The 22,465-nt window shown below is 72.3% G+C and carries 19 protein-coding genes; 7 read left to right on the plus strand and 12 right to left on the minus strand.

The window, feature by feature from the left end; genetic code table 11:
* Positions 1-10: 10 nt before the first annotated feature.
* Positions 11-661, plus strand: coding sequence for a potassium channel family protein (locus AC2AXK_RS07005; RefSeq protein WP_484344913.1), 651 nt, complete (start codon positions 11-13; stop codon positions 659-661).
* On the plus strand, positions 661-1,323 hold the full coding sequence (locus AC2AXK_RS07010; RefSeq protein ID WP_484344635.1) for a potassium channel family protein: 663 nt from the start codon (positions 661-663) through the stop codon (positions 1,321-1,323). The genes AC2AXK_RS07005 and AC2AXK_RS07010 overlap by 1 nt, the downstream gene beginning before the upstream one ends.
* Here the strand turns inward: AC2AXK_RS07010 and AC2AXK_RS07015 are convergent.
* The 4 genes from AC2AXK_RS07015 to dut form a co-directional block, all read right to left on the minus strand.
* A complete protein-coding gene (locus AC2AXK_RS07015) occupies positions 1,268-2,038 on the minus strand; it encodes a DUF3159 domain-containing protein (protein ID WP_484344636.1) in 771 nt (256 codons plus the stop codon). The genes AC2AXK_RS07010 and AC2AXK_RS07015 overlap by 56 nt on opposite strands.
* A 30-nt stretch (positions 2,039-2,068) precedes the next feature.
* On the minus strand, positions 2,069-2,437 hold the full coding sequence (locus tag AC2AXK_RS07020; RefSeq protein WP_484344637.1) for an OB-fold nucleic acid binding domain-containing protein: 369 nt from the start codon (positions 2,435-2,437) through the stop codon (positions 2,069-2,071).
* The gene (locus AC2AXK_RS07025; RefSeq protein WP_484344638.1) at positions 2,437-3,153 is read right to left on the minus strand and encodes a DUF3710 domain-containing protein; all 717 of its coding nucleotides are present in this window, start codon (positions 3,151-3,153) and stop codon (positions 2,437-2,439) included. Before AC2AXK_RS07025 ends, AC2AXK_RS07020 begins: the two co-directional genes overlap by 1 nt.
* A 116-nt stretch (positions 3,154-3,269) precedes the next feature.
* Entirely contained in the window at positions 3,270-3,743 is a 474-nt protein-coding gene (gene dut, locus AC2AXK_RS07030; RefSeq protein WP_484344639.1) for a dUTP diphosphatase, read from the minus strand.
* Positions 3,744-3,801: 58 nt separating this feature from the next.
* On the opposite strand from dut, the gene AC2AXK_RS07035 reads away from it, so the two are divergent.
* Positions 3,802-4,317 carry a DUF3093 domain-containing protein gene (locus AC2AXK_RS07035; RefSeq protein ID WP_484344640.1) on the plus strand — a complete coding sequence of 172 codons (516 nt, stop codon included), beginning with the start codon at positions 3,802-3,804 and terminating at the stop codon, positions 4,315-4,317.
* A gap of 80 nt (positions 4,318-4,397) precedes the next feature.
* Here the strand turns inward: AC2AXK_RS07035 and AC2AXK_RS07040 are convergent, their stop codons facing one another.
* Positions 4,398-4,697, minus strand: a complete 300-nt coding sequence (locus AC2AXK_RS07040; RefSeq protein ID WP_484344641.1) for a DUF4193 domain-containing protein — start codon at positions 4,695-4,697, stop codon at positions 4,398-4,400.
* A 228-nt stretch (positions 4,698-4,925) separates the two neighbouring features.
* Entirely contained in the window at positions 4,926-5,780 is an 855-nt protein-coding gene (locus AC2AXK_RS07045) for an inositol monophosphatase family protein (protein WP_484344642.1), read from the minus strand.
* Between the two features lie 144 nt (positions 5,781-5,924).
* Between AC2AXK_RS07045 and sepH the strand changes: the two genes are divergently transcribed.
* Positions 5,925-7,115 (plus strand): septation protein SepH, encoded by a 1,191-nt coding sequence (gene sepH / locus AC2AXK_RS07050; RefSeq protein ID WP_484344643.1) that lies wholly within the window; start codon positions 5,925-5,927, stop codon positions 7,113-7,115.
* A gap of 7 nt (positions 7,116-7,122) precedes the next feature.
* Here sepH and AC2AXK_RS07055 read toward each other — a convergent pair whose 3' ends face one another.
* From AC2AXK_RS07055 to AC2AXK_RS07065, 3 genes are read right to left on the minus strand one after another with little or no spacing between them, the layout of a single operon-like run.
* Positions 7,123-8,310 (minus strand): alkaline phosphatase family protein, encoded by a 1,188-nt coding sequence (locus AC2AXK_RS07055; RefSeq protein ID WP_484344644.1) that lies wholly within the window; start codon positions 8,308-8,310, stop codon positions 7,123-7,125.
* Positions 8,310-8,912, minus strand: coding sequence for a DUF5998 family protein (locus AC2AXK_RS07060; protein ID WP_484344645.1), 603 nt, complete (start codon positions 8,910-8,912; stop codon positions 8,310-8,312). Before AC2AXK_RS07060 ends, AC2AXK_RS07055 begins: the two co-directional genes overlap by 1 nt.
* A gap of 29 nt (positions 8,913-8,941) precedes the next feature.
* Positions 8,942-11,719 carry a bifunctional acetate--CoA ligase family protein/GNAT family N-acetyltransferase gene (locus AC2AXK_RS07065; RefSeq protein ID WP_484344646.1) on the minus strand — a complete coding sequence of 926 codons (2,778 nt, stop codon included), beginning with the start codon at positions 11,717-11,719 and terminating at the stop codon, positions 8,942-8,944.
* Positions 11,720-11,821: 102 nt separating this feature from the next.
* Here AC2AXK_RS07065 and AC2AXK_RS07070 point away from each other — a divergent pair, with 102 nt between their 5' ends.
* The 3 genes from AC2AXK_RS07070 (at position 11,822) to AC2AXK_RS07080 (ending at position 18,898) form a co-directional block, all read left to right on the plus strand.
* On the plus strand, positions 11,822-14,290 hold the full coding sequence (locus AC2AXK_RS07070; RefSeq protein WP_484344647.1) for a DNA gyrase/topoisomerase IV subunit A: 2,469 nt from the start codon (positions 11,822-11,824) through the stop codon (positions 14,288-14,290).
* Between the two features lie 103 nt (positions 14,291-14,393).
* Positions 14,394-17,924, plus strand: a complete 3,531-nt coding sequence (gene metH, locus AC2AXK_RS07075; protein WP_484344648.1) for a methionine synthase — start codon at positions 14,394-14,396, stop codon at positions 17,922-17,924.
* Positions 17,921-18,898, plus strand: a complete 978-nt coding sequence (locus AC2AXK_RS07080) for an aminoglycoside phosphotransferase family protein (RefSeq protein ID WP_484344649.1) — start codon at positions 17,921-17,923, stop codon at positions 18,896-18,898. Before metH ends, AC2AXK_RS07080 begins: the two co-directional genes overlap by 4 nt.
* Positions 18,899-18,953: 55 nt before the next feature.
* On the opposite strand, the gene AC2AXK_RS07085 is transcribed toward AC2AXK_RS07080, so the two are convergent.
* The 3 genes from AC2AXK_RS07085 to AC2AXK_RS07095 are packed head-to-tail and all read right to left on the minus strand — an operon-like array spanning position 18,954 to position 22,464.
* Positions 18,954-19,778 carry an ECF transporter S component gene (locus tag AC2AXK_RS07085; protein WP_484344650.1) on the minus strand — a complete coding sequence of 275 codons (825 nt, stop codon included), beginning with the start codon at positions 19,776-19,778 and terminating at the stop codon, positions 18,954-18,956.
* Positions 19,775-21,424 (minus strand): ABC transporter ATP-binding protein, encoded by a 1,650-nt coding sequence (locus AC2AXK_RS07090; protein ID WP_484344651.1) that lies wholly within the window; start codon positions 21,422-21,424, stop codon positions 19,775-19,777. Before AC2AXK_RS07090 ends, AC2AXK_RS07085 begins: the two co-directional genes overlap by 4 nt.
* Entirely contained in the window at positions 21,421-22,464 is a 1,044-nt protein-coding gene (locus AC2AXK_RS07095) for a hypothetical protein (protein ID WP_484344652.1), read from the minus strand. The genes AC2AXK_RS07090 and AC2AXK_RS07095 overlap by 4 nt, the downstream gene beginning before the upstream one ends.
* Position 22,465 lies beyond the last annotated feature (1 nt).

The raw sequence follows: 22,465 nt of genomic DNA on the forward strand, positions 1-22,465 counted from the left end.
CTTCGTCATCATGGGTTGTGGCCGCGTCGGCGCCACGCTCGCCCAGTCGTTGGAGAACCACGGCCACTCCGTCGCCGTCATCGACCAGAACCCGGACGCGTTCCGGCGCCTCACTCCGGACTTCGGGGGCAAGAAGGTCACCGGCCTCGGTTTCGACCGCGACACGCTCCGTCAGGCCGGGATCGAGGACACCTACGCGTTCGCCGCGGTGTCCGACGGCGACAACTCGAACATCCTGGCGGCACGCGTCGTGCGTGAGAACTACGGGATCGACAACGTCGTCGCGCGCATCTACGACCCGCGTCGGGCCGAGATCTACCAACGCCTGGGCATCTCGACGGTCGCGACCGTCCGCTGGACCGCGGACCAGGTGCTGCGCCGGATGCTCCCCATGGGCGCGACCGACGAGTACCGCGACCCGTCGGGCCAGATCAGGCTCTGCCAGGTCGACGTCCACCCGGGGTGGCTGGGTCGCTCGATCCGGTCGATCGACGAGGCGAGCGGTGCCCGTTCCGCGTTCGTCACACGCTATGGCGACGGTGTCGTCGTCGGCCCGGGGACGGTCCTGCAGGAGAACGACATCCTCCACGTCCTCGTCCACACCGATGCGGCCGCGTCGATGGAACGGATCCTCACGCACGCACCCAAGCAGGAGAGCTGATGCGCGTCGTCATCGCGGGAGCAGGTTCCGTCGGCAGGTCGATCGCTCGCGAGCTCCTCGCGAACAACCACGAGATCACGATCATCGACCGCCAGCCGACCGCCATGCGGGTCGCGCAGGTCCCGGAGGCGGAGTGGCTGCTCGCCGACGCCTGCGAGCTCTCCAGCCTCACCGAGGCTTCCGTCGACGAGTGCGACGTCATCGTGGCCGCGACCGGTGACGACAAGGCCAACCTTGTGATCTCGCTCCTGGCCAAGACCGAGTTCGGGGTGCCCCGGACCGTCGCTCGGGTGAACAACCCGAAGAACGAGTGGATGTTCGACGAGTCGTGGGGCGTGGACGTCGCCGTCTCCACCCCGCGGATCATGACGGCGATGGTCGAGGAGGCGGTCGCCGTCGGCGACCTCGTGAAGATCTTCACGTTCCACCAGTCCGGCGCGGACATCCTCGAGATCACGCTTCCCGAGGACTCACCGCTCACGGGCCAGCGCGTCGGTCAGATCGTCTGGCCCGCCGACACGGTGCTCGCCGCGATCGTCCGCGGCACCCAGCCCATCGCTCCGAGCCCCGACGACACGCTCGAGGTCGGCGACGAGCTCCTCATCGTCACGGGACGGGACGCGTCGGAGAGTGAGCTGCACTCGCTCCTCGTTGGCGGATGAGCACCCAGGTCGCCCACAGCACGAGCGCCCAGAGCGGGATGCCCATGACGAGGCGGGCCGTGCCGAGCAGCTCGACCTCGTCGGCGTGGTACAGCGGCAGCTGGACGGCGAGCCGGATGCCGAACACGGCGATCCACAACCACGTCGCAAGTGCGTACCGCCGCAGGAGCTGTGCGTCCTCGCGCCATGCAGAGGACCACACGGGCGCGGCGCGTGCGGGCTCCTCCGCGGCGATCTCGCCGGGAGCGGATCCCCGAGTCCTCGCCACCGGAGACGGCGAACCAAAACCCGCCCGCAGGCCCTCGACGACGACGCCGACCGCCGGCCAGCGCACGAGGACGGTGACGAGGAGCACCGCGAGGTAGATCCCGTTCGTCCAGAAGCCGGGGACGAAGTAGTCGCTCGCTTCCCCGGACCGCGCTGCCCACAGCACGCCGATCCCGACGCCGAGCAGTCCGCCGAACGCCTGCGTGACCGGGGTCCGCTGTGCGAGCCGCACCACGACAGCAACGACGGAGACCGCGAGGGCAGCCACGAGAGGGGGCGTGAGCTCACGGGTGATGACGAACAGCACGACGAACACGAGCCCTGGCGCCATCGCCTCGACGAGGCCCCGGACTCCGCCGACGGACTCGCTGATGGAGAACTCGTCAGCCGTCAGCGCGCGCACGCCCTTGCCTGCGGGTGGCTCCGGAGCACTCTGGGGGGCTGTCACGTCGTCTTCGTGGTCACGATGGCTCACGGCTCACTCTCCCGGCCGCGCGCGCAGCTCGTACCGCGGGTTGTAGATGGTGCGCCGGCCGTTGCTCAGGCACACGAGTCCTTCGACGCGCACACGGCGTCCGGGTTCGATCCCGGCGATCTGTCGCCGCCCGAGCCAGACGAGGTCGATCGACGCCGACCCGTCGTAGAGCTCGGCCTCGAGCGCCGGCACACCCTCGCGTGGGCGCAGGATGACGGACCGCAGGACGCCCGACAGCGCTGCGCGCTCACGGGTGCGCACCGTCGCAGCGGCGCTGCACCCGACCTGCGCGCGAGAGTCGATGCGCTCCTCGTCAGCGGCCACCTGCTCCTGAGAGGCGAGCGCATGGTGCAGGGCGGTGCGCAGGCTCATCAGTGGATCTCGGTGATCTCAGGTCCCCGGCGGGTGATGTCGAGGTCCGGAGCCGCGGGGGCAGGAGTCGGCGGCACCTTCGCTCCTCCGGGAAGCGTCAGGGCGAGCAGGTCGCGGGGCGGGCGTGCGTCGTCGCCACGCAGCACCACGGTCTGGGCGAACACGCTCTCGAGGGCTGCCGCTGCCTCCACGTCGACGGCTGCACGGCCGCTGATGACTCCTCGGAGGAACCACCGGGGCCCGTCGTGCCCGATGAAGCGGGCGGGTCGGTGCCCCGTTCGGCCGTCCGACGTCCGCGCGGGCAGGCGGGCCAAGAGCTCACGGCCGAAGGGCCCGGGGACGTCGTCGACGGATCCCCCCTGCTTCGTCACCGACTCGGCGATCTCCGCACGGATGTCGTCCCAGATCCCGTCGGTCTTGGGGGCCGCGAAAGCCTGGAGCTGGAGCGACGACCCGTCGAGAGCGACCCCGACTCCTGTGACGCGCTGCGTCTTCTGGTCGACCTCCATGCGCAGCTCCATGCCTGGGAGCCCCGGGAGCCACAGCGCACCGAGATCGACGCGCGGCCCGCGCTCGGACACTTCGGACACGTCCCAGGGACCGGACGTCCGCCCGCTGGTCGGAGCACCTTCGGCGACGTCCCCGCCGGGCTGCGTGTCTCCCGTGTGCTGCTCGGGGTCGGTCGGTTGCTTGGAACCGCGTCGGAACAGCGCCACTGATCAGTCTCCTTCGGTGTTCACCGGGCAGGGCACGTCCACACTAGACGCTCCTGCGCGGTGCTCTGGACAACACACGCCACGTCCACAGTAGGCCGCGACCAGCGGCCTACGGACTACCTGTCCGCTGCTGGCGAAGCGGTCCAGCCGCCGCTCGATCCGAAGCCGCCCTCGCCGCGGTCCGAGCCGGGCAGCCGGTCCGCCTGCACGAACCGGGCGCGCGCGACCCGTTGCACGACCATCTGGGCGATCCTGTCGCCCCGCACCAGACGGACCGCCTGGGCCGGGTCGCTGTTGTAGAGGGTCACGCGGATCTCTCCCCGGTAGCCGGCGTCGACCGTGCCCGGGGCGTTGACGATCGTCAGGCCGTGCCGCGCGGCCAGTCCCGACCGCGGGTGGATGAAGGCGGCGTAGCCGTCGGGCAGGGCGATCGCCACGCCCGTGGGCACGGTCGCCCGGGCGAGCGGCGCCAGCTCGACGTCGACCGTGGTCACGAGGTCGGCGCCCGCGTCGCCCGGGTGCGCGTACGCGGGGAGCGGGACCCCGGGGTCGAGGAGGGTGATGAGAACTTCAGGAGCATCCGTGGTCACGGGAGACGACTCTATCGGGCGCTGCCGCGTGCTTCCGGCCGGCTGGCATCATGGAGGAATGAGTCGCCCTGCCCCAGACCACCCTGACGTCCCCTCCGCACTGAGCCGGCCCGAGGAGACACGGTCCGCGACCGCTCCCGTCGTGTTCTCCGAGCGCCTCGTCCCCGGTCCGGGCTCGTGGGTCGCGGTCGTCCTCTCCGGCGTGGTCCTCGCCGCGGGGCTCGTTCCCGTGTCCGCCGCGGTCGGGTACGGAACAGGTGCGGCGATCGCCGTCGTCGGATGCATCCTCCTGTGGGTGTGGTCACCACGGGTGGAGGTCACGGACTCCGAGCTGTCTGCGGGGAGTGCCCGGATCCCGCTGAGCCATCTTGCGGCGCCCGTCGTCCTCGACCGCGCCGGTGTCTCCGAGCAGATGGGTCCCGCCTGGGATCCCCGGGCGTTCGCCTGCCTGCGCACGTCAGCCGGCGGAGCGGTGCGCGTCGAGGTGACGGACCCGCAGGATCCCACGCCCTTCTGGCTCGTCTCGAGCCGCAGGCCGGACGCGCTGGCCGCGGCCCTCGGACGGCACGGGTAGCGCTCCGGCCGAGGGCGGCGAGTGATGCGTGTCGCGCTGTCCCCCGGGGTGGACGGACAGCGCGACGGGGTGGGTCGCTGTCAGGCAGCGCACTCCGAGCAGATCTGCTGGCCGTTCTTCTCCTCGGCCAGCTGGCTGCGGTGGTGCACGAGGAAGCAGCTCGCGCACGTGAACTCGTCGGCCTGTCGTGGGAGGACACGGACGGAAAGCTCCTCGCCTGAGAGATCGGCTCCGGGGAGCTCGAATCCTTCTGCGGCTTCCGTCTCGTCCTCGTCCACGACTCCCGAGCTCTTGTCAGACCGACGCGCCTTGAGCTCTTCGAGCGAGTCCTCGCTGAGGTCCTCCTCGGTCTTGCGGGGGGCGTCGTAGTCAGTTGCCATGTGTGGCTCACACTCCGTTGCAGGTGTTGTTCGGGTCCGTGGGCTCGGGGCCCCGGCGGGCGTAGCGGGTCGCGTACGCGTCTCATGCAGGTAATACCCAGGTTGTTCGTGGGTCGAGAAGGGATTGTGCATCATTTACCTGCGCGTCGCACATCCACCAGGCCGTGTCCTTGCTCACTCCTCCGGGCGCTCACGACAGCCGCGCTCCACACGGCTCGACCGGACCGCTCAGGCGCCTGCGTCGGCCCCGAGGTCTCCGAGGATCTCCGCGAGCGCTGCGACCTGCCCGGCCGGGCCCGCGACGGTCATGTCAGTACCGGCACGGCGGCCCCGGAGTCCCGTCACCACCCCGCCGGCCTCCTCGACGACGAGCGCTCCCGCGGCCATGTCCCACGGCTTGAGGCCGCGCTCGTACGACAGGTCGAGCCGCCCGTCCGCGACCATGCAGAGGTCGAGCGCAGCCGACCCGATCCGGCGGATGTCCCGGACGAGCGGCAGAACCGTGGTGAGCACCTCCGCCTGCGCCGCCCTGCGCGCGGACTCGTACCCGAAGCCGGTGCCGACGAGGCTCTGCGCGAGCGGCTTGTCCTCTCCGATCCTGAGGGGCTCACCGTCCCGTGTGGCGCCACCACCCCGGGATGCGGACCACGTGGTGCCGGTCGAGACGTCGACCACGCACCCGGCGAGCGGGGTCCAGTGCTCCGGCACGGGCGGACCGGCCACGACAGCGACCGAGATCGCGAACGCCGGGATCCCGTAGAGGTAGTTGACCGTCCCGTCGATCGGGTCGACGACCCAGGTGAGCCCGCTCCGTCCCGCGACGTGCCCCTCCTCCTCCCCGAGGACCGCGTCGTCCGGTCGTTCGGCGAGGATGAGCCTGCGCAGCAGGTCCTCGCTGTCGGCGTCCATCTGCGTGACGACGTCGACCGAGGACGTCTTCGTCGACGCGACCTGCACCTGGCTCGGCCGCGTGCTGCGCACGAGCTCAGCGGCCGCGCGGGCGACCCGCTCGGCGAGATCGCGCAGGGCCGCGACGGCGTCGGGCTCGGGGAGGGCGGTCGGAGCGTTGGCATCGTCAGTCATGGATCCATCCTGCCCGACCCACGCGCGGTCGGGCAGGATGGCCGCGGCGTGGGACATCTGTGACGCGGCGCACCGGCGGAGGTCCGCGGGTCGAGCAGGTCGGGATGGCACCCTGACGTGTACGCAGGTGCCACAGGAGGACGCATGGTTGAGCAGGGTGCACGCGGGCTGCGGCTCGTCGGGCTGCACGACGACGGGGAACACCTCGTGCTGGCGGGACCGGGTGACCAACGGTTCACGCTGCCGATCACCGACGTGCTGCGCGCCGCGGTACGCCGCGATCGCCCACGGCTCGAGCACCTCCAGTCCCAGGCCGCCGGGTTCCTCCCCCCACGGGAGATCCAGGCCCGCGTCCGTGCCGGTCTGACGGCCGAGGAGATCGCCGCGGACGCGGGGATCTCCGTCGAGCAGGTGCGTCGTTACGAGGGTCCGGTCCTCGCCGAGCGTGAGTTCATCGCGCGCAGGGCCACCGGCACGCGGGTGGGGCGTGACACCGGCTCCCCCACGCTCGGCGACCTCGTCACCGATCGTCTGGCCGCGCGTGGCGTCGATACCGCCGAGCTCGTGTGGGACGCGGCGCGCCCCGAGGGTCACGGGTGGATCGTGTCGGTCGCGTTCGAGGTCGGGGGGCAGGAGCGCCTCGCCCGGTGGACCTTCGATGCAGCCGCGCAGTCGCTGCACGCCCTCGAGGACGAGGCACGCTGGCTCTCGGAGACGGAGATCGTCGACGAGCCCATCCCCCGCCGACACCTCGCCGCCGTGCGTGCCTCCGTGTTCGACGTCGAGGCAGACGCGATCCGCCCGGTCCTCGACGCCGTCGACGGACCGCCGCTCGCGGTCCGTCGCCCGGACGCACACGACACCCCGTCGGAGCTCGACGTCACCTCCGCGCTCCTCGAGGACCTCCGGGAGCGCCGCGGCGTGCGTCATCAGCGTGCCGACGACGACGTCGCGTTCGAGGGCTTCGGCCCGCCCAGCGCCTTCCACCTCGACGTGCCGGGGCACCCCCGGCGGAGCGAGGACATCCCCGGCGGGCACCCCGTGGACGCGGACGAGCGGATCTCCGCGCGGGTCTACCCGATGCCGGGAAGCCCTCGCGCGGGCGAGCCGGTCGACACCGCCGAGCCGCACGACGCCGGACCGCCCGAGATGCAGACCGAGACCCTGGAGGCGCCGACCGTGACCGGAGCCGTCCCCGCGCAGTCGGGTCCGGGCCACGATCCGTCCCCGGAGGAGACGGGGCCGGTGCCCGCGACACGCGTCCGGCCTGCTCGTCGCTCGCGGTCGAAGGTGCCCAGCTGGGACGAGATCGTGTTCGGGGCGAAGCCCGAGTAGCTCGTGCTCAGACGCGCAGGGTCAGGCAGGGGACGTACATCTCCCGTCGCGTGAGCGATCCGTGGACTCCCAGCAGGTCGAGCGACTGCGGCGTCTGCGTGCGCGAGTCGACGACCGTGACCCCTCCGGTGGGCGCCACGACGACGTCGCCGATCGACGGCTCCACGTGTGCTGAGACCGTGCCGAACAGCCCTGCGGCGATCGCGTCCTCCTTCGTCACCACGAGTGCGGCGTCGCCGAGCACGTCGCGCCATCTCTCGACGATCGTCGCGACGCCGCTGCGCTTGCGGGCGTGGATGTGCAGCGCCCTCGGCTCCCCCGCGACGAGCCGCACCCCGTCGGACAGCCCCGGCGTCGTGGCCACGTCCCACCTCTGGCGTTGGTCGACGTCGACCATGCCGTGGTCGGCCGTGACGAGGATGAGCGTCCCGCTCGGCACGATCCGTGCGAGGCGCGCGAGCTCACGGTCGGCGCGCTCCAGCTCGTCCGCCCACTCCCGGGAGCGGGAGCCGTGGTGGTGGCCCACCTTGTCGACGTCACCCCAGTAGAGGTACACGAGCCCGGGAGCCATGAGCTCGTACGCGGCGGCGTCGACCCGGTCCGCGAGCGACTCGGCGCTCCGGTGCGATCCTCCACGGAAGGCCGCCCGGGTGAGGCCCGAGTCAGCGAAGCGCGCGGGACCGACGGAGGTCACGGGGATCCCGGCGGCCGTCATCCGCTCGAACATCGTCTCCTCGCGCTGCAGCTCTTCGGGGGGCTCGGCGCCGTCCCAGGAGACGAGGTTGGCGAGCAGGCCGGTGTGCGGGTTGCGGATCGTGTAGCCGAGCATCCCGGTCCGGCCCGGGGTGGTCCCCGTCCCGAACAGACCCATCGACGCCGCGGTCGTCGACGGGAACCCGCACGTCAGACGCACCGCATCGGGCAGGAGCGACCGCAGGAACGGCGCCCGGCTGCTGCCCTCGGTGAGGTTCTCCAGGCCGAGACCGTCCACGAGGACGACGCACACCCTGCTGACGGGCTCCAGGCGCAGCAGGGCACGGGAGCGCTCCCCCGCGCCGGACGGGTCGCTCACGCCGAGCGCTGCGGCGACGGCCGGAAGGACCGCGGAGAGGCTCGCACCGTCGTAGTCCGGCAGGACGAACCCGCAGCGTTCGGCCTCCGCGACGAACCCGCCGGCGACCAGGGGAGCCGTCATCAGCTCGTCGACCCCCGCCCGGCGGTCGCTGCCGACAGCGCCTTGGCGAAGGACACCGCGGCTCGCACCGCGTCCGCGCCCTCTGCCTGGGCGCTGATCCGCACGAGAGCGTCGTCGGTCGCGACCGATCCCGACAGCCCATGGTCGGCGTCGCACTGCGGGTCGGGGCACTGGACGGGTTCGAGATCGATCCGGGAGACCGCGCCCCATCCGATGGCGAGCGTCAGCTCGGCCGGCGCCTCACCGCTCACGTGCTTCTCGGGAGCGTTGACGACGTGCGTGAGGACGACCGACCGCACCTGTCCCAGCGGCACTGCCTCGGTCGTCGCGGCGGCACTCGCCCGGGGGTGCCCGTGCTCCTCGCCCTCGGCATGGTCGTCGACGTGCGCGAGGACGAGCCGGGTCGGGGTGAGGACGAGCACGGTCACGTGGCGGCGGACCTCGGCGGTGGCGAACGTCGTCTCCACGTGGACGAGGTGCGCCTCGACGACCTCGCCCGCGAGGGCGATGTCGAGGACATCTGCGACCAGCTCCGGGTAGTACCCGGCCCGGTCGAGCTGGCGGCGGAGGTCGGCACGGTGGTCAGCGATGGGTCGGGGCACGTCTTCATCCTAATCCGGTCTCCCGGGCGTCAGTCAGGTAGGACGCGCCTGAGACCATCCTTGCGGTTGGCGGCCCCCAGCGTGATCCGTGCGCCGAGCACGGCCACCCCCTCGTCGTTGGCGACCACGGGGTAGAGCTCGAGCAACCGGATCTCGGGATGGTCGTCAGCCAGCTGCGAGACGCGGCCGATGACGTCCTCGATCGCGGCCGCGTCAGCCTCGGGCAGCCCCTTGTACCCGAAGAGCCGGGGCGCCGCCCGCACGGACCGCACCATCCGGGCGACGTCCCCGGTGGTGAGCGGTGGCACGCCATAGCTCACGTCGCCGAGGAGGTCGACGGCGTCGCCGGACAGGCCGAACGACACGACCGGGCCGTAGAGGAGGTCCTCCGTCGACCGGATGACGCACGCCACACCCGGCCGGGCCATGTGCTGCACCTCGAACGGGGCCGCCCCGGCCGTCAGCCGGTGCTCCGCCGGCAGGTGCTCGGCGAGCGTGCGGTGCATCTGCTCGAAGTCGGCGCGGAGCTCGGTCACGTCCTTGATGTCGAGCCGGACCCCACCCAGGTCCGCCCGGTGGCGCAGGGACTCCGCCGTGCTCTTGAGCGCGACGGGCCACCCGAGCTGCTCCGCGGCGGCCTCCGCCTCCTGCACGTCACGCACGGGGACGGCCTCCCATGCCGCGATGCCGTAGCAGCGCAGCAACGCGCGCGCCTCACTCGGCGCGAGCTCCCCGTCGGGCCGGGACTCGACGATCGTGCGTGCACCCCCGACGTCGACGTCGTACTCGAGGGCGGTGCCGTGGTCGGCCGACCGCCACATCGCGTAACGCGTCACGGCGCCGAGGGCGAGGACCGCGTCCTCCGGGGTGGAGTACGCCGGGACGTGCGTGACGCGTCCGTCGGGACCCGTCGTCGTGAGCTCGGGGGTGATGCCGTGGAAGCCGAGGATGCTCGCGACGGTCGGCCGTCCGGTCCGCGCAGCCGCGGCCGCCACAGCGGCTGCGAACCCCGCGACGTCGTCCCCGAGGACGGGGACGTGGACAGCCACGACGACGTCGCACGCGCCGTCGGCGAAGACGTCGTCGTACGTGCCCGCCGCCTGCTCCGGGTCGGCCGGTATCCCGGCCGTCACCGCCACCACGAGCCCCGCGGAACCCACCGCCTCCGCGACGATCGCCACGAGCGGTGCGGAGGTCGCGATGATGCCGACGCGCCGGCCGCCGGGCAGCGGCTGGTGGGCGAGCAGCTGCACGATGTCCATCATCTGGTGCGTGTTCTCGGCGCGGATGACGCCCGACTGCCGGAACATCTCCTCGAGCGTGCGACGCGGTGCACTCGTCGTGCGCACGGCATGCCCGGCGGGCACCACGTGCCCCGAGGTGCCCGCGGTCACGACGACCACCGGCTTGACGCTGCTCAGCCGCCGGGCGATGCGGGAGAACTTGCGCGGGTTGCCGATGGACTCGAGGTAGAGCCCGACGACGGTCGTGGCGTCGTCGTCCTGCCAGAACTGCATGAGGTCGTTCCCCGAGACGTCGGCGCGGTTGCCCGCCGACAGGAAGGACGAGATGCCGAGCCCGCGCCGGCGAGCGGTCGCCAGCACCGTGACAGCCATCGGCGCGGACTGGCAGAAGAGCCCGACCGTGCCGGGCGGCGGAAGGTCCGTCGTCAGGGACGCGTTGAAGCTCGCCGCCTCGCGGCGCGCGAACAACCCGTAGGACGCCGGCCCGACGACCCGCATGCCGGCGGCGTGGGCCGAGCGGACGAGCTCGCGCTGCAGACCGAGCCCTGCCTCCCCCGTCTCGGCGTACCCCGACCCGACGACGACGACGGCGCGGACCCCGAGTCCCGACAGCGCACCCACCGTCGCGAGGGAGTCGCTGGCCCGGACCGTGAGGACGGCGAGGTCGACCGGCCCGGGCACCTCCTCGAGCGTGTCGTACCGCTCGAACTCGTCGATGGAGCCGTGCGCATCGAGCGCGTCCCGGACCGTCACGGCGGACAGCCCCACGACGATGAGGCGCAGGTGCGCCCCGCCGGTCGCACCACCGCGCACCACCGCGCGGGCGAGCCGGGTCTCGTGCTCGTCCGGCGCGCCGTGGGCAGCGGCGACCACGACGACCGACCGCGGCGTGAAGAGCCCGTTCATGCTCCGCGCCTCGGCACGGTGCTCACGCTCGGCCATCACCTGCCGGGACCGCTCGGTGGGGTCGAGCCGGATGCTCACCGTGACGATCCCGTCGTCGACGTGCTGCGTCGTGTCGTAGCCCGCCTCGCGGAACACCCCGAGCATCTTGCCGTTCTGGGGCAGCACCTCCGCGGTGAAGCGTTGCACCCCGACCTCGCGGGCGGCCGCCGCGACGTGCTCGAGGAGGACCGAGCCCAGTCCGCGGCCCTGGTGGCTGTCACTGACGTTGAACGCGACCTCGGCCTCGTCCGCAGCGACCCGGTCGAACCGCGCGACGCCGATGATCTCCTCGCCGCCGTCGGGCAGGGAGCTGACGGCGACGAGCGCCACCCGGTCCCGGTGGTCGAGGACGGTGAAGCGGGTGAGGTCCCGCGGTGACAGGTGCTCCATCGCCGCGAAGAACCGCATGTACGTCGAGCGTTCCGACTGCCCGGAGTGGAACCGTTGGAGCGCGTCACGGTCCTCAGCGCGGATGGGCCTGAGGTGGACGGTGCTCCCGTCCCGGAGCACGACGTCCGCCTCCCACTCCACCGGGTACGGGAACGGGTGCTCGCGCGTGCCGACGCTCCGGCCGTCGTCAGCGGGGCGGTGCTCTCCTGCGCCGTCAGCGGTAGTCACCCCCTCAGGCTAGGGCAGGTCCGCCCGTGGGCGGGGGCGCCACGTCCCCCGTGCGAAAATGTGGCGACCGCAGGACCCGCACAGCTGGAGGAGCCGCACCCGATGGCGCGTAGAGCGACCGGCGAGGATCGACCGCTCGATCCCGTCGCGGAGACGATCGTCGACATCGACGTCACGAAGGAGATGGAGGGGTCGTTCCTCGAGTACGCCTACTCCGTCATCTATGCCCGCGCACTCCCCGACGCCCGTGACGGGCTCAAGCCGGTCCAGCGCCGCATCCTCTTCCAGATGTACGACATGGGGCTGCGCCCCGACCGTGCCCACGTGAAGTCCGCGCGCGTCGTCGGCGAGGTCATGGGCAAGCTCCACCCGCACGGCGACACCGCGATCTACGACGCGCTCGTGCGGCTCGCGCAGCCGTTCTCGCTGCGGTTGCCGCTCGTCGACGGGCACGGCAACTTCGGGTCGCTCGACGACGGACCGGCAGCTCCGCGCTACACCGAGGCGCGCCTGGCGCCCGCAGCCATGGTGATGACCACGGGCCTCGACGAGGACGTCGTGGACTTCGTCCCGAACTACGACAACAAGCTCACCCAGCCCGAGGTCCTGCCCTCGGCGATCCCCAACCTCCTCGTCAACGGCGCGTCCGGCATCGCCGTGGGGATGGCCACCAACCTCGCCCCGCACAACCTCATCGAGGTCATCGCCGCCGCCCGGCACCTCGTCGCCGACCCGGACGCGACCCTCGAGGACCTCATGCGGTTCGTCCCGGGACCTGACCTCCCCACGGGCGGCAAGATCATCGGCCTCGAGGGCGTCCGCGACGCCTACCGCACCGGCCGCGGGTCGTTCCGCACCCGGGCGACGACCCGGATCGAGAACGTCACCCCACGGCGCAAGGGCATCGTCGTCACCGAGCTGCCGTACCTCGTCGGCCCCGAGAAGGTCATCGAGAAGATCAAGGAGGGCGTGCAGAACAAGAAGCTCTCCGGGATCACCGCCGTCACCGACCTCACCGACCGGTCCCACGGCCTGCGCCTGGTCATCGAGGTCAAGACGGGCTTCAACCCCGAGGCCGTCCTCGAGCAGCTGTACCGGTACACGCCGATGGAGGACTCCTTCGGCATGAACAACGTCGCTCTCGTCGACGGTCAACCCCGGACGCTCGGGCTGCGCGAGATGCTCCGGGTGTGGGTGGACCACCGCATCGACGTCGTCCGGCGGCGGTCCGCCTTCCGGCTCGCCAAGCGCCAGGCGCGGCTGCACCTCGTCGAGGGTCTGCTCGTCGCGATCATCGACATCGACGAGGTCATCCAGGTCATCCGGTCCTCGGACGACACGGCCACCGCCCGCGCACGGCTGCGCGAGGTCTTCGACCTCTCCGAGCTCCAGGCGGAGTACATCCTCGAGCTCCAGCTGCGGCGGCTCACCAAGTTCTCGCGCCTCGACCTCGAGAAGGAGCAGCAGACGCTCACCGAGGAGATCGCCGAGCTCATGGCGATGCTCGCGGACGAGGCGCGCCTGCGTGGCGTGGTGAGCCAGGAGATGGCGGACGTCGCGCGCGTCTACGGCACTCCGCGGCGCACGATCCTGCTCGACTCCGCCGGCGCGGGCGTGACCGGGGCGCCCGGCGCACCGACGAGCCGCGGCGCAGCCGTCCCGCTCGAGGTCGAGGACTCCCCGTGCTGGGCGATGCTCTCGGCCACGGGCCTGCTGGCGCGCTCGAGCGGCCCCGAGGCACCGGTCCGTGACGACCACCGGCACGCGCACGACGTCCTGCGGGGGGCGGTCCTCACGTCCGCACGCGCGGAGATCGGCGCCCTCACCTCGCGGGGCCGCATCGTGCGCGTCTCCGTGCTCGACCTCCCGTCGCTCCCACCCACGCAGGGTGCGCCGAGCCTCTCGGGCGGCGTACCGGCCGGGGAGGTGTGCCCGCTCGAGAAGGGCGAGTCCCTCGTGACGATCGTGTCGCTCGCCGACGACGCACCGCCGCTCGCGCTCGGCACCCGCTCCGGCGTCGTCAAGCGCGTCGCCCGTGGAGACGTCCCCGCGAAGGAGACGTGGGAGGTCATCGCGCTGCGCGACGGCGACGAGGTCGTCGGAGCGGCTCCGGCCGACGACGACGACGAGCTCGTGTTCATCAGCTCGGACAGCTCGCTCCTGCACTACCCCGCGAGCCTCGTGCGCCCCCAGGGCCGCACCGCGGCGGGCATGGCGGGCATCAAGCTCGCTCCCCAGCAGCACGTCGTGCACTTCGGTGCCGTGCGCGTGGGCGAGGAGCCGCTCGCGGTCGTGACCATCGCCGGGAGCGCAGACGCACTGCCCGGGACGCAGGCGGGCAGCGTGAAGACGACGCCGTTCGAGGTCTACCCGGCCAAGGGGCGGGCGACCGGCGGGGTGCGCTCGCAGCGGTTCCTGCGCGGCGAGGACACGCTCGTGCTCGCCTGGGTGGGCGCGGCGCCGCCGCACGCGACGGGCTCCGGCGGGCAGCCGATCGACCTGCCCGAGGCGGACCCCCGGCGTGACGCCTCCGGGGTCTCGCTGGCTGCCCCCGTGCACGCTGTGGGCTGAGACGAACCGTGCGCCCCGCCCGGTGCGGGCGGGGCTCGCCGGTGGTCTGCCCGGCAGGCGGGCACCAGCCCGGGGGCCAGACCCCGGAACCTAGAATCGCCTCATGCTCACCCCCCGCGCCGCCGCCCTGAAGTCCGCCATCGCCACCCGGGTGGTCGTCGCCGACGGGGCGATGGGCACGATGCTCCAGGCGCACGACCTCACGCTCGACGACTTCCAGGGGCTTGAGGGCTGCAACGAGATCCTCAACGTCACGCGTCCCGACGTCGTCGAGGCCGTCCACGACGAGTACTTCGCGGTGGGGGTCGACTGCGTCGAGACGAACACCTTCGGCGCGAACTGGTCCAACCTCGGCGACTACGGCATCGACGACCGGATCTTCGAGCTCGCGGAGGCCGGAGCGCGGATCGCACGCCGCAGCGCCGACAAGCACGCGACGCCCGACAAGCCCCGGTGGGTGCTCGGCTCCATGGGGCCGGGCACGAAGCTCCCCAGCCTCGGGCACACGACGTACGCGCACCTCAAGGAGACGTTCGCCGAGCAGGCCGCCGGGCTCATCAGCGGTGGCGCGGACGCGATCCTCATCGAGACGAGCCAGGACCTCCTCCAGGCGAAAGCCGCGATCAACGGCTCGAAGCAGGCGATGGCCGCCAGCGGCACCGACCTGCCGATCCTCGTGCAGGTCACGGTGGAAGCCACGGGCACGATGCTCATGGGTTCGGAGATCGGGGCGGCGCTGACGACCCTCGCGGCGCTGGGGATCGACTCCATCGGCCTCAACTGCGCGACCGGGCCCGCCGAGATGAGCGAGCACCTGCGCCACCTCGCCAAGCACTCCACGGTCCCGGTGACGTGCATGCCCAACGCCGGGCTCCCGGTCCTGGGCAAGAACGGCGCGCACTACCCGCTCACCCCGGTCGAGCTCGGCGCGGCGCACGAGCAGTTCGTCAAGGAGTTCGGCCTCGGTCTTGTCGGCGGGTGCTGCGGCACGACGCCGGAGCACCTGCGGCAGGTCGTCGAGCGCGTCGGCGGCAGCGCCGTCGTGCAGCGCTCCGCGCAGCCCGAGCACGGCGTGGCGAGCCTCTACACGCACGTCGACTTCGAGCAGGACGCGTCCTTCCTCGCCATCGGCGAGCGCACGAACGCCAACGGGTCCAAGGCGTTCCGGGAGGCGATGCTCGCGGAGAACTGGGAGGAGTGCGTGCAGATCGCCCGCGCCCAGACGCGCGACGGCGCCCACCTGCTCGACGTCTGCGTCGACTACGTCGGTCGCGACGGCGCCGCGGACATCCGCTCGCTCGTCTCGCGCCTCGCGAGCGCCTCGACGCTCCCGCTCGTCATCGACTCGACCGAGCCGGCCGTCATCCAGGCCGGGCTCGAGCTCATCGGTGGTCGCGCCGTCGTCAACTCCGTGAACTTCGAGGACGGGGACGGCCCGACGTCCCGCTACGGACGGATCATGCCCCTCGTCAAGGAGCACGGCGCCGCCGTCATCGCCCTGACGATCGACGAGGACGGGCAGGCCCGGACCGCGGAGGGCAAGGTCGCGATCGCGTCCCGGCTCATCGACGACCTCGTCGGCCGATGGGGCATGGCGGTGGAGGACATCATCGTCGACACCCTCACGTTCCCCATCGCGACGGGTCAGGAGGAGACGCGGCGGGACGCCATCGAGACGATCACCGCGATCCGTGAGCTCAAGGCGAAGTACCCCGGGGTGCACACCACCCTCGGCGTGTCCAACGTGTCCTTCGGGCTCAACCCGGCGGCACGCGTCGTGCTCAACTCCGTCTTCCTCCACGAGGCCGTGCAGGCCGGCCTCGACTCCGCGATCGTGCACGCCGCGAAGATCCTCCCGCTGTCGAAGATCTCCGACGAGCAGCGCCAGGCCGCCCTCGACCTCGTCTGGGACCGCCGCGAGTTCGACGCCGAGGGAAACATGACGCACGACCCCCTCGCGCACCTGCTCGACCTCTTCGCCGGCGTCGACAGCGCCGCGCTCAAGGACGTCCGCGCCGCAGAGCTCGCTGCCCTGCCCCTCGGTGAGCGCCTCGAGCGCCGCATCGTCGACGGCGAGCTCAAAGGTCTCGACGCCGACCTCGACCAGGCGCTCTCCGAGGGCATGAAGGCCCTCGACATCGTCAACGACCACCTGCTCGCGGGCATGAAAGTCGTCGGGGAGCTGTTCGGCAAGGGCGAGATGCAGCTGCCCTTCGTGCTCCAGTCGGCCGAGGCGATGAAGACCGCCGTGGCGCACCTCGAGCCGCACATGGAGAAGTCCGACGAGGCCGGCAAAGGCACGATCGTCCTGGCGACCGTGCGGGGTGACGTCCACGACATCGGCAAGAACCTCGTCGACATCATCCTCACGAACAACGGCTACACGGTCGTCAACATCGGCATCAAGCAGCCGATCGCCGCGATGATCGAGGCCGCAGAGGAGCACGACGCGGACGTCATCGGCATGAGCGGGCTGCTCGTGAAGTCCACCGTCGTCATGAAGGAGAACCTCGAGGAGCTCAACTCGCGAGGGCTCGCCGGCCGGTGGCCCGTGCTGCTCGGGGGCGCGGCGCTCACCCGCACGTACGTCGAGGACGACCTCGCGGACGTCTACGACGGGGAGGTCCGTTACGCCCGGGACGCGTTCGAGGGTCTGCGGCTCATGGAGCCGCTCGTACGGATCGCGCGCGGCGAGGACCCAGGTTCCGTCGGTCTGCCGCCGTTGAAGAAGCGTCGCCATGCGACGGTGACCGTGACCCAGACGGCGGAGGAGGACCTGCCGGTGCGGTCCGCGGTCGCTACCGACAACCCGGTGCCCACTCCCCCGTTCTGGGGCACGCGCATCGTCAAGGGCATCCAGCTCGCCGACTACGCCGCGTTCCTCGACGAGCGCGCCACCTTCATGGGCCAGTGGGGCCTCAAGCCGTCGCGCGGCGACGACGCCCGGAGCTACGAGGAGCTCGTCGAGACGGAGGGCCGCCCGCGGCTGCGCGAGTGGCTCGACCGCATCAAGACGGAGGACATGTTCGACCCGTCGGTCGTCTACGGGTACTTCCCCGCGGTGTCCGAGGGCAACGACATGATCGTGCTCCACCACGACGGGCCCGACGGCGGCTCCGGCGGGGAGCCCGGCACGGAGCGCGTGCGCTTCACGTTCCCGCGCCAGCGCCGTGACAAGCACCTGTGCCTCGCCGACTTCGTCAAGCCCAAGGAGTCCGGCGAGATCGACGTCGTCGCGTTCCAGCTCGTCACCGTCGGCGCGAGCGTCGACGCGCACACCGCCAAGCTCTTCGCAGAGAACAGGTACCGCGAGTACATGGAGCTGCACGGGTTGTCCGTCCAGCTCACCGAGTCCCTCGCGGAGTTCTGGCACTCCCGCATCCGGGAGGAGCTCGGCTTCGCAGCCGAGGATCCCGCGGACCTCGACGGCATGTTCAAGGTCGCCTACCGGGGTGCGCGCTACTCCCTCGGGTACCCGGCGTGCCCGGACATGGAGGACCGCCGCAAGGTCATGGACCTCCTGCGCGCCTCGCGGGTCGGCGTGGAGCTGTCCGAGGAGCTCCAGCTGCACCCGGAGCAGTCGACGGACGCGATCGTGTTCCACCACCCCGAGGCGAAGTACTTCTCGGTATGACCGGCAGCACGGGCGGCGTCGGGAGCACCGCGGGAACCCCGGGATATCGGACCGCGCAGCGCCCCCGGTGGGCCGATCTGCCCGCCACGGTCCACGAGGCGGTCGAGACCCGGTCCGGGGCCCGCGTCGTTGCCGCGACGACACAGGAGGCTGGTTTCACGCCCGGATTCGCGAGCCGGCTCCTCCTGGAGGACGGCCGACGTCTCTTCCTCAAGGGCGCTGGCCCTGCGGCCGAGGCCTGGCTCGTCGCGACCTACCGTCATGAGGCACGGCAGGTCGCTGCCCTGCCCGCGCACGACGCGCTCGTCCCGGGCCTCTGGAACGTCGACGTCGCCGGCTGGTTCCTCGCCGCGTACGAGGACGTCGAGGGCCGTCACCCTGCGCGCCCGTGGCAGTGGGCCGAGGCAGCCGCTGTGCTCGGAGCGCTCGCGGATGCAGCGCGTGCGCTCACCCCCCTTCCTGACGGGACCCAAGCACCGTCGTGGGCCACCGAGCTCGCACCCTGCGTGGACGGGTTCGACGTCCTCATCCCTGTCCTCGGACCCGAGCGGTGCGCCACAGCCAGGGAGCTGGCGCTGCGCGTGCTCCGCGAGGCACCCCCCACGACGCTCTGCCACGACGACGTCCGCGACGACAACCTGCTCCTCGAGGCGGACGGTCGGGTCCGGCTCGTCGACTGGAGCCTCCCGATCGCGGCGCCCGCATGGTTCATGCCGGTGGTCGCCATGATCGCGGTCGCCGGGGACGGTCTCGACGCGGACGCGCTGCTCGCCGCCCACGACGCGACGTCCCAGGTGCCGGGCGACCACATCGATGGCGTACTCGCGCTGCACCTCGGGTACTACGCAGGGGTCGCCGAGCAGGACCACGTCCCGACCTCACCCTGGTTGCGCCGCCACCAGCGCTGGTACCGCGACGCGACGTTGGGGTGGCTCGCGCGCCGACGCGGCTGGAACCTCACTGCTGCTTCTTGAGACAGGTACACCGCCGGCCTCCGCGCTGCCCGCACGTTGGACGAGCGGGCGCATCTCAGCCGAACGACGCCCGCCGTCGTGCCCGGGCTAACGTCCCGAGCACGGGCCGGCCGAGCAGCACGACGGCGACGACGTTCGTCACGGCGCGCACCGTGTCCCACGTGAACGTCGACGTCGCCGCGGTGAAGACCGCGAAGCGCCGCAGGTTCTCGACGAGCCCTCCCCCGGGCACGTAGGAGATCGCGGTGTCGCCGCCGAGCGCGAACGGCCAGAACCACAGGTTCATCAGGGCGCCGAAGAGGTACGCGGCGACAGCGGCGTAGACCGCGAGCGCCGTGAGCTCCGCGCGGCCGCGGGGCGCGACGCGTCCGGCGAGCGCCTGGCCGAGGAGGCCCGCGCCGAGCCCGACCCACCCGCAGGCGAGCATCTGGAAGGGCAGCCACGGCCCGATGCCAGCCGTGAGGAGCGCTGACGCGAAGAGCGAGAGCGTCCCGAGGAGGAAGCCGAACACGGGGCCGAAGGAGTAACCGGCGAGGACGAGGAGGAAGAAGACGAGCTCGATCCCCCCCATTCCGGCCCCGACGAGACGGAGCGCCGCGTTGACGGCGGCCAGCACGCCGAGCATCGCGAGGGTCCGTGGGTCGAACCCGTCCTGGCCGAGGTGGAGCAGCACGGCGAGAAGGAGGACGGGGAGCAGGACGAGCATGACCCACGGTGTGCTCGGTGCTCCGTCGGCGGGGAGCACACTGCCCACGAGCGGCCAGCAGAAGACGGCGATCCCGACGAGGCTCGTGGCCGCGAGCACGAGCGCAGCAGCCCGGGGCGACCGACCAGCCCGATCGGCCTGAGCAGCACCCCTGAGCGCCCCGACGGCGGTCATGGCGCGCTCGCTGCGCCCGGTGGCGCTTCGAGGCCGAGATCGCTCAGCAGCATCCACGGGCCGGGCGCGAGGATCTTCGCGATCTGGGGCGCGAAGGCCGGGGAGCCGGTGAGCATGGCCCGTGCGGGTCCGTCGGCGACCACCTCTCCCTGTGCCATGAGCACGACGCGGTCGGCGACGGCGGCCGCGAGCTCGACGTCGTGGGTCGCGACGACCACCGCGTGGCCGTCGCGTGCGAGGGCACGCAGGGCGGCGACGAGTCCGTCCTTCGCGACCGGGTCGAGTCCCCGGGTGGGTTCGTCGAGGAGGAGCACCGGGGGTGGCGTGGCGAGCGTGATGGCGAGGACGAGGCACAGGCGCTCCCCCTCTGACAGGTCGCGGGGATGCGTGCCCGGGTCGAGCTCCGGGGCGAGCCGGGCGGCGAGCGCGGCGGTCGTGCCGGGGGGGACGCCGGCGTCCTTGTCCGACGCCGCGCACTCCTGCGCGACGGTCTCGAGGTAGAGGAGGTCCGCGACGTCCTGCGGCACGAGCCCCACAGCCCGCCGGGCACGCCGGGCATCGACGTCGCGCGGATCGGTCCCACCGACGTCGACGCGCCCCGCATCGCGCCGGCCCGTGCCCTGCAGGGACCACAGGAGCGAGGACTTGCCGGAGCCGTTGCGTCCCATGAGTGCGACGACCTGCCCGGCGTGGAGCTCGAGGTCGACCGAACGCACTGCCTCGTGGGACCCGTGACGCACGCAGATGCGACGGGCGCGCAGCGCCACGGGGCCGGACGAGGGTGACGGCTCGGGCGGCACCGGCGCCAGCGGGCCGAGCTCGGGCACGCGGCGTCGGGCGTCGCGGACCGACAGCGGGACGGGGTGCCAGCCGGCGGCCGCAGCGAGGCGCACCACGGGTGGGGCCACGGCGGTGCCGGGCAGGAGGACCTCGGGCGGTCCGCACCGGACCGAACCGTCCCCCACGAGCTGCACGACGGTGTCTGCGAGCTGGACGACCCGTTCGAGCCGGTGCTCGGCGAGGACGACCGTGAGGCCGAGGTCGTGGACGAGGCGGGCGATCGTCGCGAGGACCTCCTCCGCGCCCACGGGGTCGAGGGCCGACGTCGGCTCGTCGAGCACGAGGACCCGCGGTCCGCTCGTGAGGACGGCGCCGATCGCCACCCGTTGCTGCTGGCCGACAGACAGTGAGTCGAGCGGACGCTCTCGCAGCGCGGTGATCCCCACGAGGTCGAGCGTCTCCTCGACCCGGCGCCGCATCACCGCGGGGTCGACGCCCTGCTGCTCCATGCCGAACGCGAGCTCGGACTCGACGTGTGCGGTGACGAACCCGAGTGCCGGGTTCTGTCCCACGTAGCCCACGAGGCCGGCCAGCTCCCGGGGCGGCACGTCTCGTGTGGAGATCCCGGCGACCCGGACCTCACCCGTCATCCGGCCACCGGTGAACCGCGGGACGAGGCCGTTGATCGTCTGCAGCAGCGTCGACTTCCCTGAGCCCGTGAGCCCGACGACGAGCGCGAGCTGACCCGCGCCGATCGCCAGGTCGACGTCACGCAGGACCGGAGCAGCGCCCTCGTGGGCGAACGTCACGCCGGACAGGGCGATCACGGGCGGCTCGACGGGTCCACGCGGTCCGGCCGCGCTCATGTGTGCCCCCGTGGTGCGAGTGCGACCGGCAGGCACGCGAGGAGCGCAGCGACGAGGCCGACGGCGGTGAGGTCGGGCAGCGTCCCCGGCGCCGGGTGCCGCACCGCGAGCGGGACGGCGACGAGCAGCGCTCCCAGGCTCGATGCACCGCTCGCACCGGTCGCGGTCGACCGCCACCCCCACGCGTGCGGACGGTAGACCGTCCGCCGGCGGGTCCGGTCGACGAGGGCCGCGCCGGTCGCGGCGAGCACCGCGAGGGTGCCGAGCGCGAGCGGGGACCACCGGGGCCACGCGACGTCGAGCAGGGCGTAGGCGGCGAGCGCCACGGCGAGGACCGACGTGAGCACGAGCGTCGTCTGGAGGCGCTCCGTGCGACGTGCGGCGGCCCCGTCGCCACCGTCGGCGGCGGTGCCGGTGCCGGTGCCGGACGCACCCAGCCCGCGGACCTCCATCGCGGCACCGAGGGCGAGCGCGCGGTCCATCGCACCCTCGAGGACGGGCACGACGAGGCCCCGGATACCGGAGCGGCCACCGCGCAGCCGCGCGGCACGACGGACGTCCTGGACGCTGCGAGTGAGGGCCGGGAACACCGAGACGGCGATGACGAGAGCCGTGGACATGCCCGCGAGCGCGGGCGGGGCGTGCTTGAGCAGGTCACGGGGGTCGGCGAGCGTGTGGGCCGCACCGACGGCGAGGATCATCACCGCGAGCTGCGCCCCGCCCGTGAGACCGCTGAGCAGCGCTCCGGCGGTCACGGTGCCGAAGAGGTCGAGCTGACCGAGCGACACCGTCGGCAGGACGAGGACGGCGTCGCCCCCTCCCGCGGCCGGGAACACGACCCGGAACGCGATGCGCAGCACGACGACGACCGTGGCGACGACGAGGTAGAGCCCGAACCCGGCGCCCGTGGCTGATCGCGGCCACGACACGACGACGACGCAGGTCACGGCGACGAGGAGCAGGAGCACGAGGACGTTGGTCGTCGACGACGCTGCCACGGCGAGCGCGGCGGCCCACAGCCACCACGCTCCGGGGTGCACG

Source organism: Sanguibacter sp. Z6_81, assembly GCF_057180625.1.

Bases quoted from the DNA above. Each gene is read 5' to 3' on its own strand.
- AC2AXK_RS07055 (WP_484344644.1), bottom strand. From the start codon at position 8,310: ATGACGGCTCCCCTGGTCGCCGGCGGGTTCGTCGCGGAGGCCGAACGC.
- AC2AXK_RS07080 (WP_484344649.1), top strand. From the start codon at position 17,921: ATGACCGGCAGCACGGGCGGCGTCGGGAGCACCGCGGGAACCCCGGGA.
- AC2AXK_RS07070 (WP_484344647.1), top strand. From the start codon at position 11,822: ATGGCGCGTAGAGCGACCGGCGAGGATCGACCGCTCGATCCCGTCGCG.
- AC2AXK_RS07085 (WP_484344650.1), bottom strand. From the start codon at position 19,778: ATGACCGCCGTCGGGGCGCTCAGGGGTGCTGCTCAGGCCGATCGGGCT.
- AC2AXK_RS07035 (WP_484344640.1), top strand. From the start codon at position 3,802: ATGAGTCGCCCTGCCCCAGACCACCCTGACGTCCCCTCCGCACTGAGC.
- AC2AXK_RS07020 (WP_484344637.1), bottom strand. From the start codon at position 2,437: ATGAGCCTGCGCACCGCCCTGCACCATGCGCTCGCCTCTCAGGAGCAG.
- AC2AXK_RS07005 (WP_484344913.1), top strand. From the start codon at position 11: ATGGGTTGTGGCCGCGTCGGCGCCACGCTCGCCCAGTCGTTGGAGAAC.
- AC2AXK_RS07040 (WP_484344641.1), bottom strand. From the start codon at position 4,697: ATGGCAACTGACTACGACGCCCCCCGCAAGACCGAGGAGGACCTCAGC.
- metH (WP_484344648.1), top strand. From the start codon at position 14,394: ATGCTCACCCCCCGCGCCGCCGCCCTGAAGTCCGCCATCGCCACCCGG.
- sepH (WP_484344643.1), top strand. From the start codon at position 5,925: ATGGTTGAGCAGGGTGCACGCGGGCTGCGGCTCGTCGGGCTGCACGAC.
- AC2AXK_RS07045 (WP_484344642.1), bottom strand. From the start codon at position 5,780: ATGACTGACGATGCCAACGCTCCGACCGCCCTCCCCGAGCCCGACGCC.
- AC2AXK_RS07010 (WP_484344635.1), top strand. From the start codon at position 661: ATGCGCGTCGTCATCGCGGGAGCAGGTTCCGTCGGCAGGTCGATCGCT.
- AC2AXK_RS07090 (WP_484344651.1), bottom strand. From the start codon at position 21,424: ATGAGCGCGGCCGGACCGCGTGGACCCGTCGAGCCGCCCGTGATCGCC.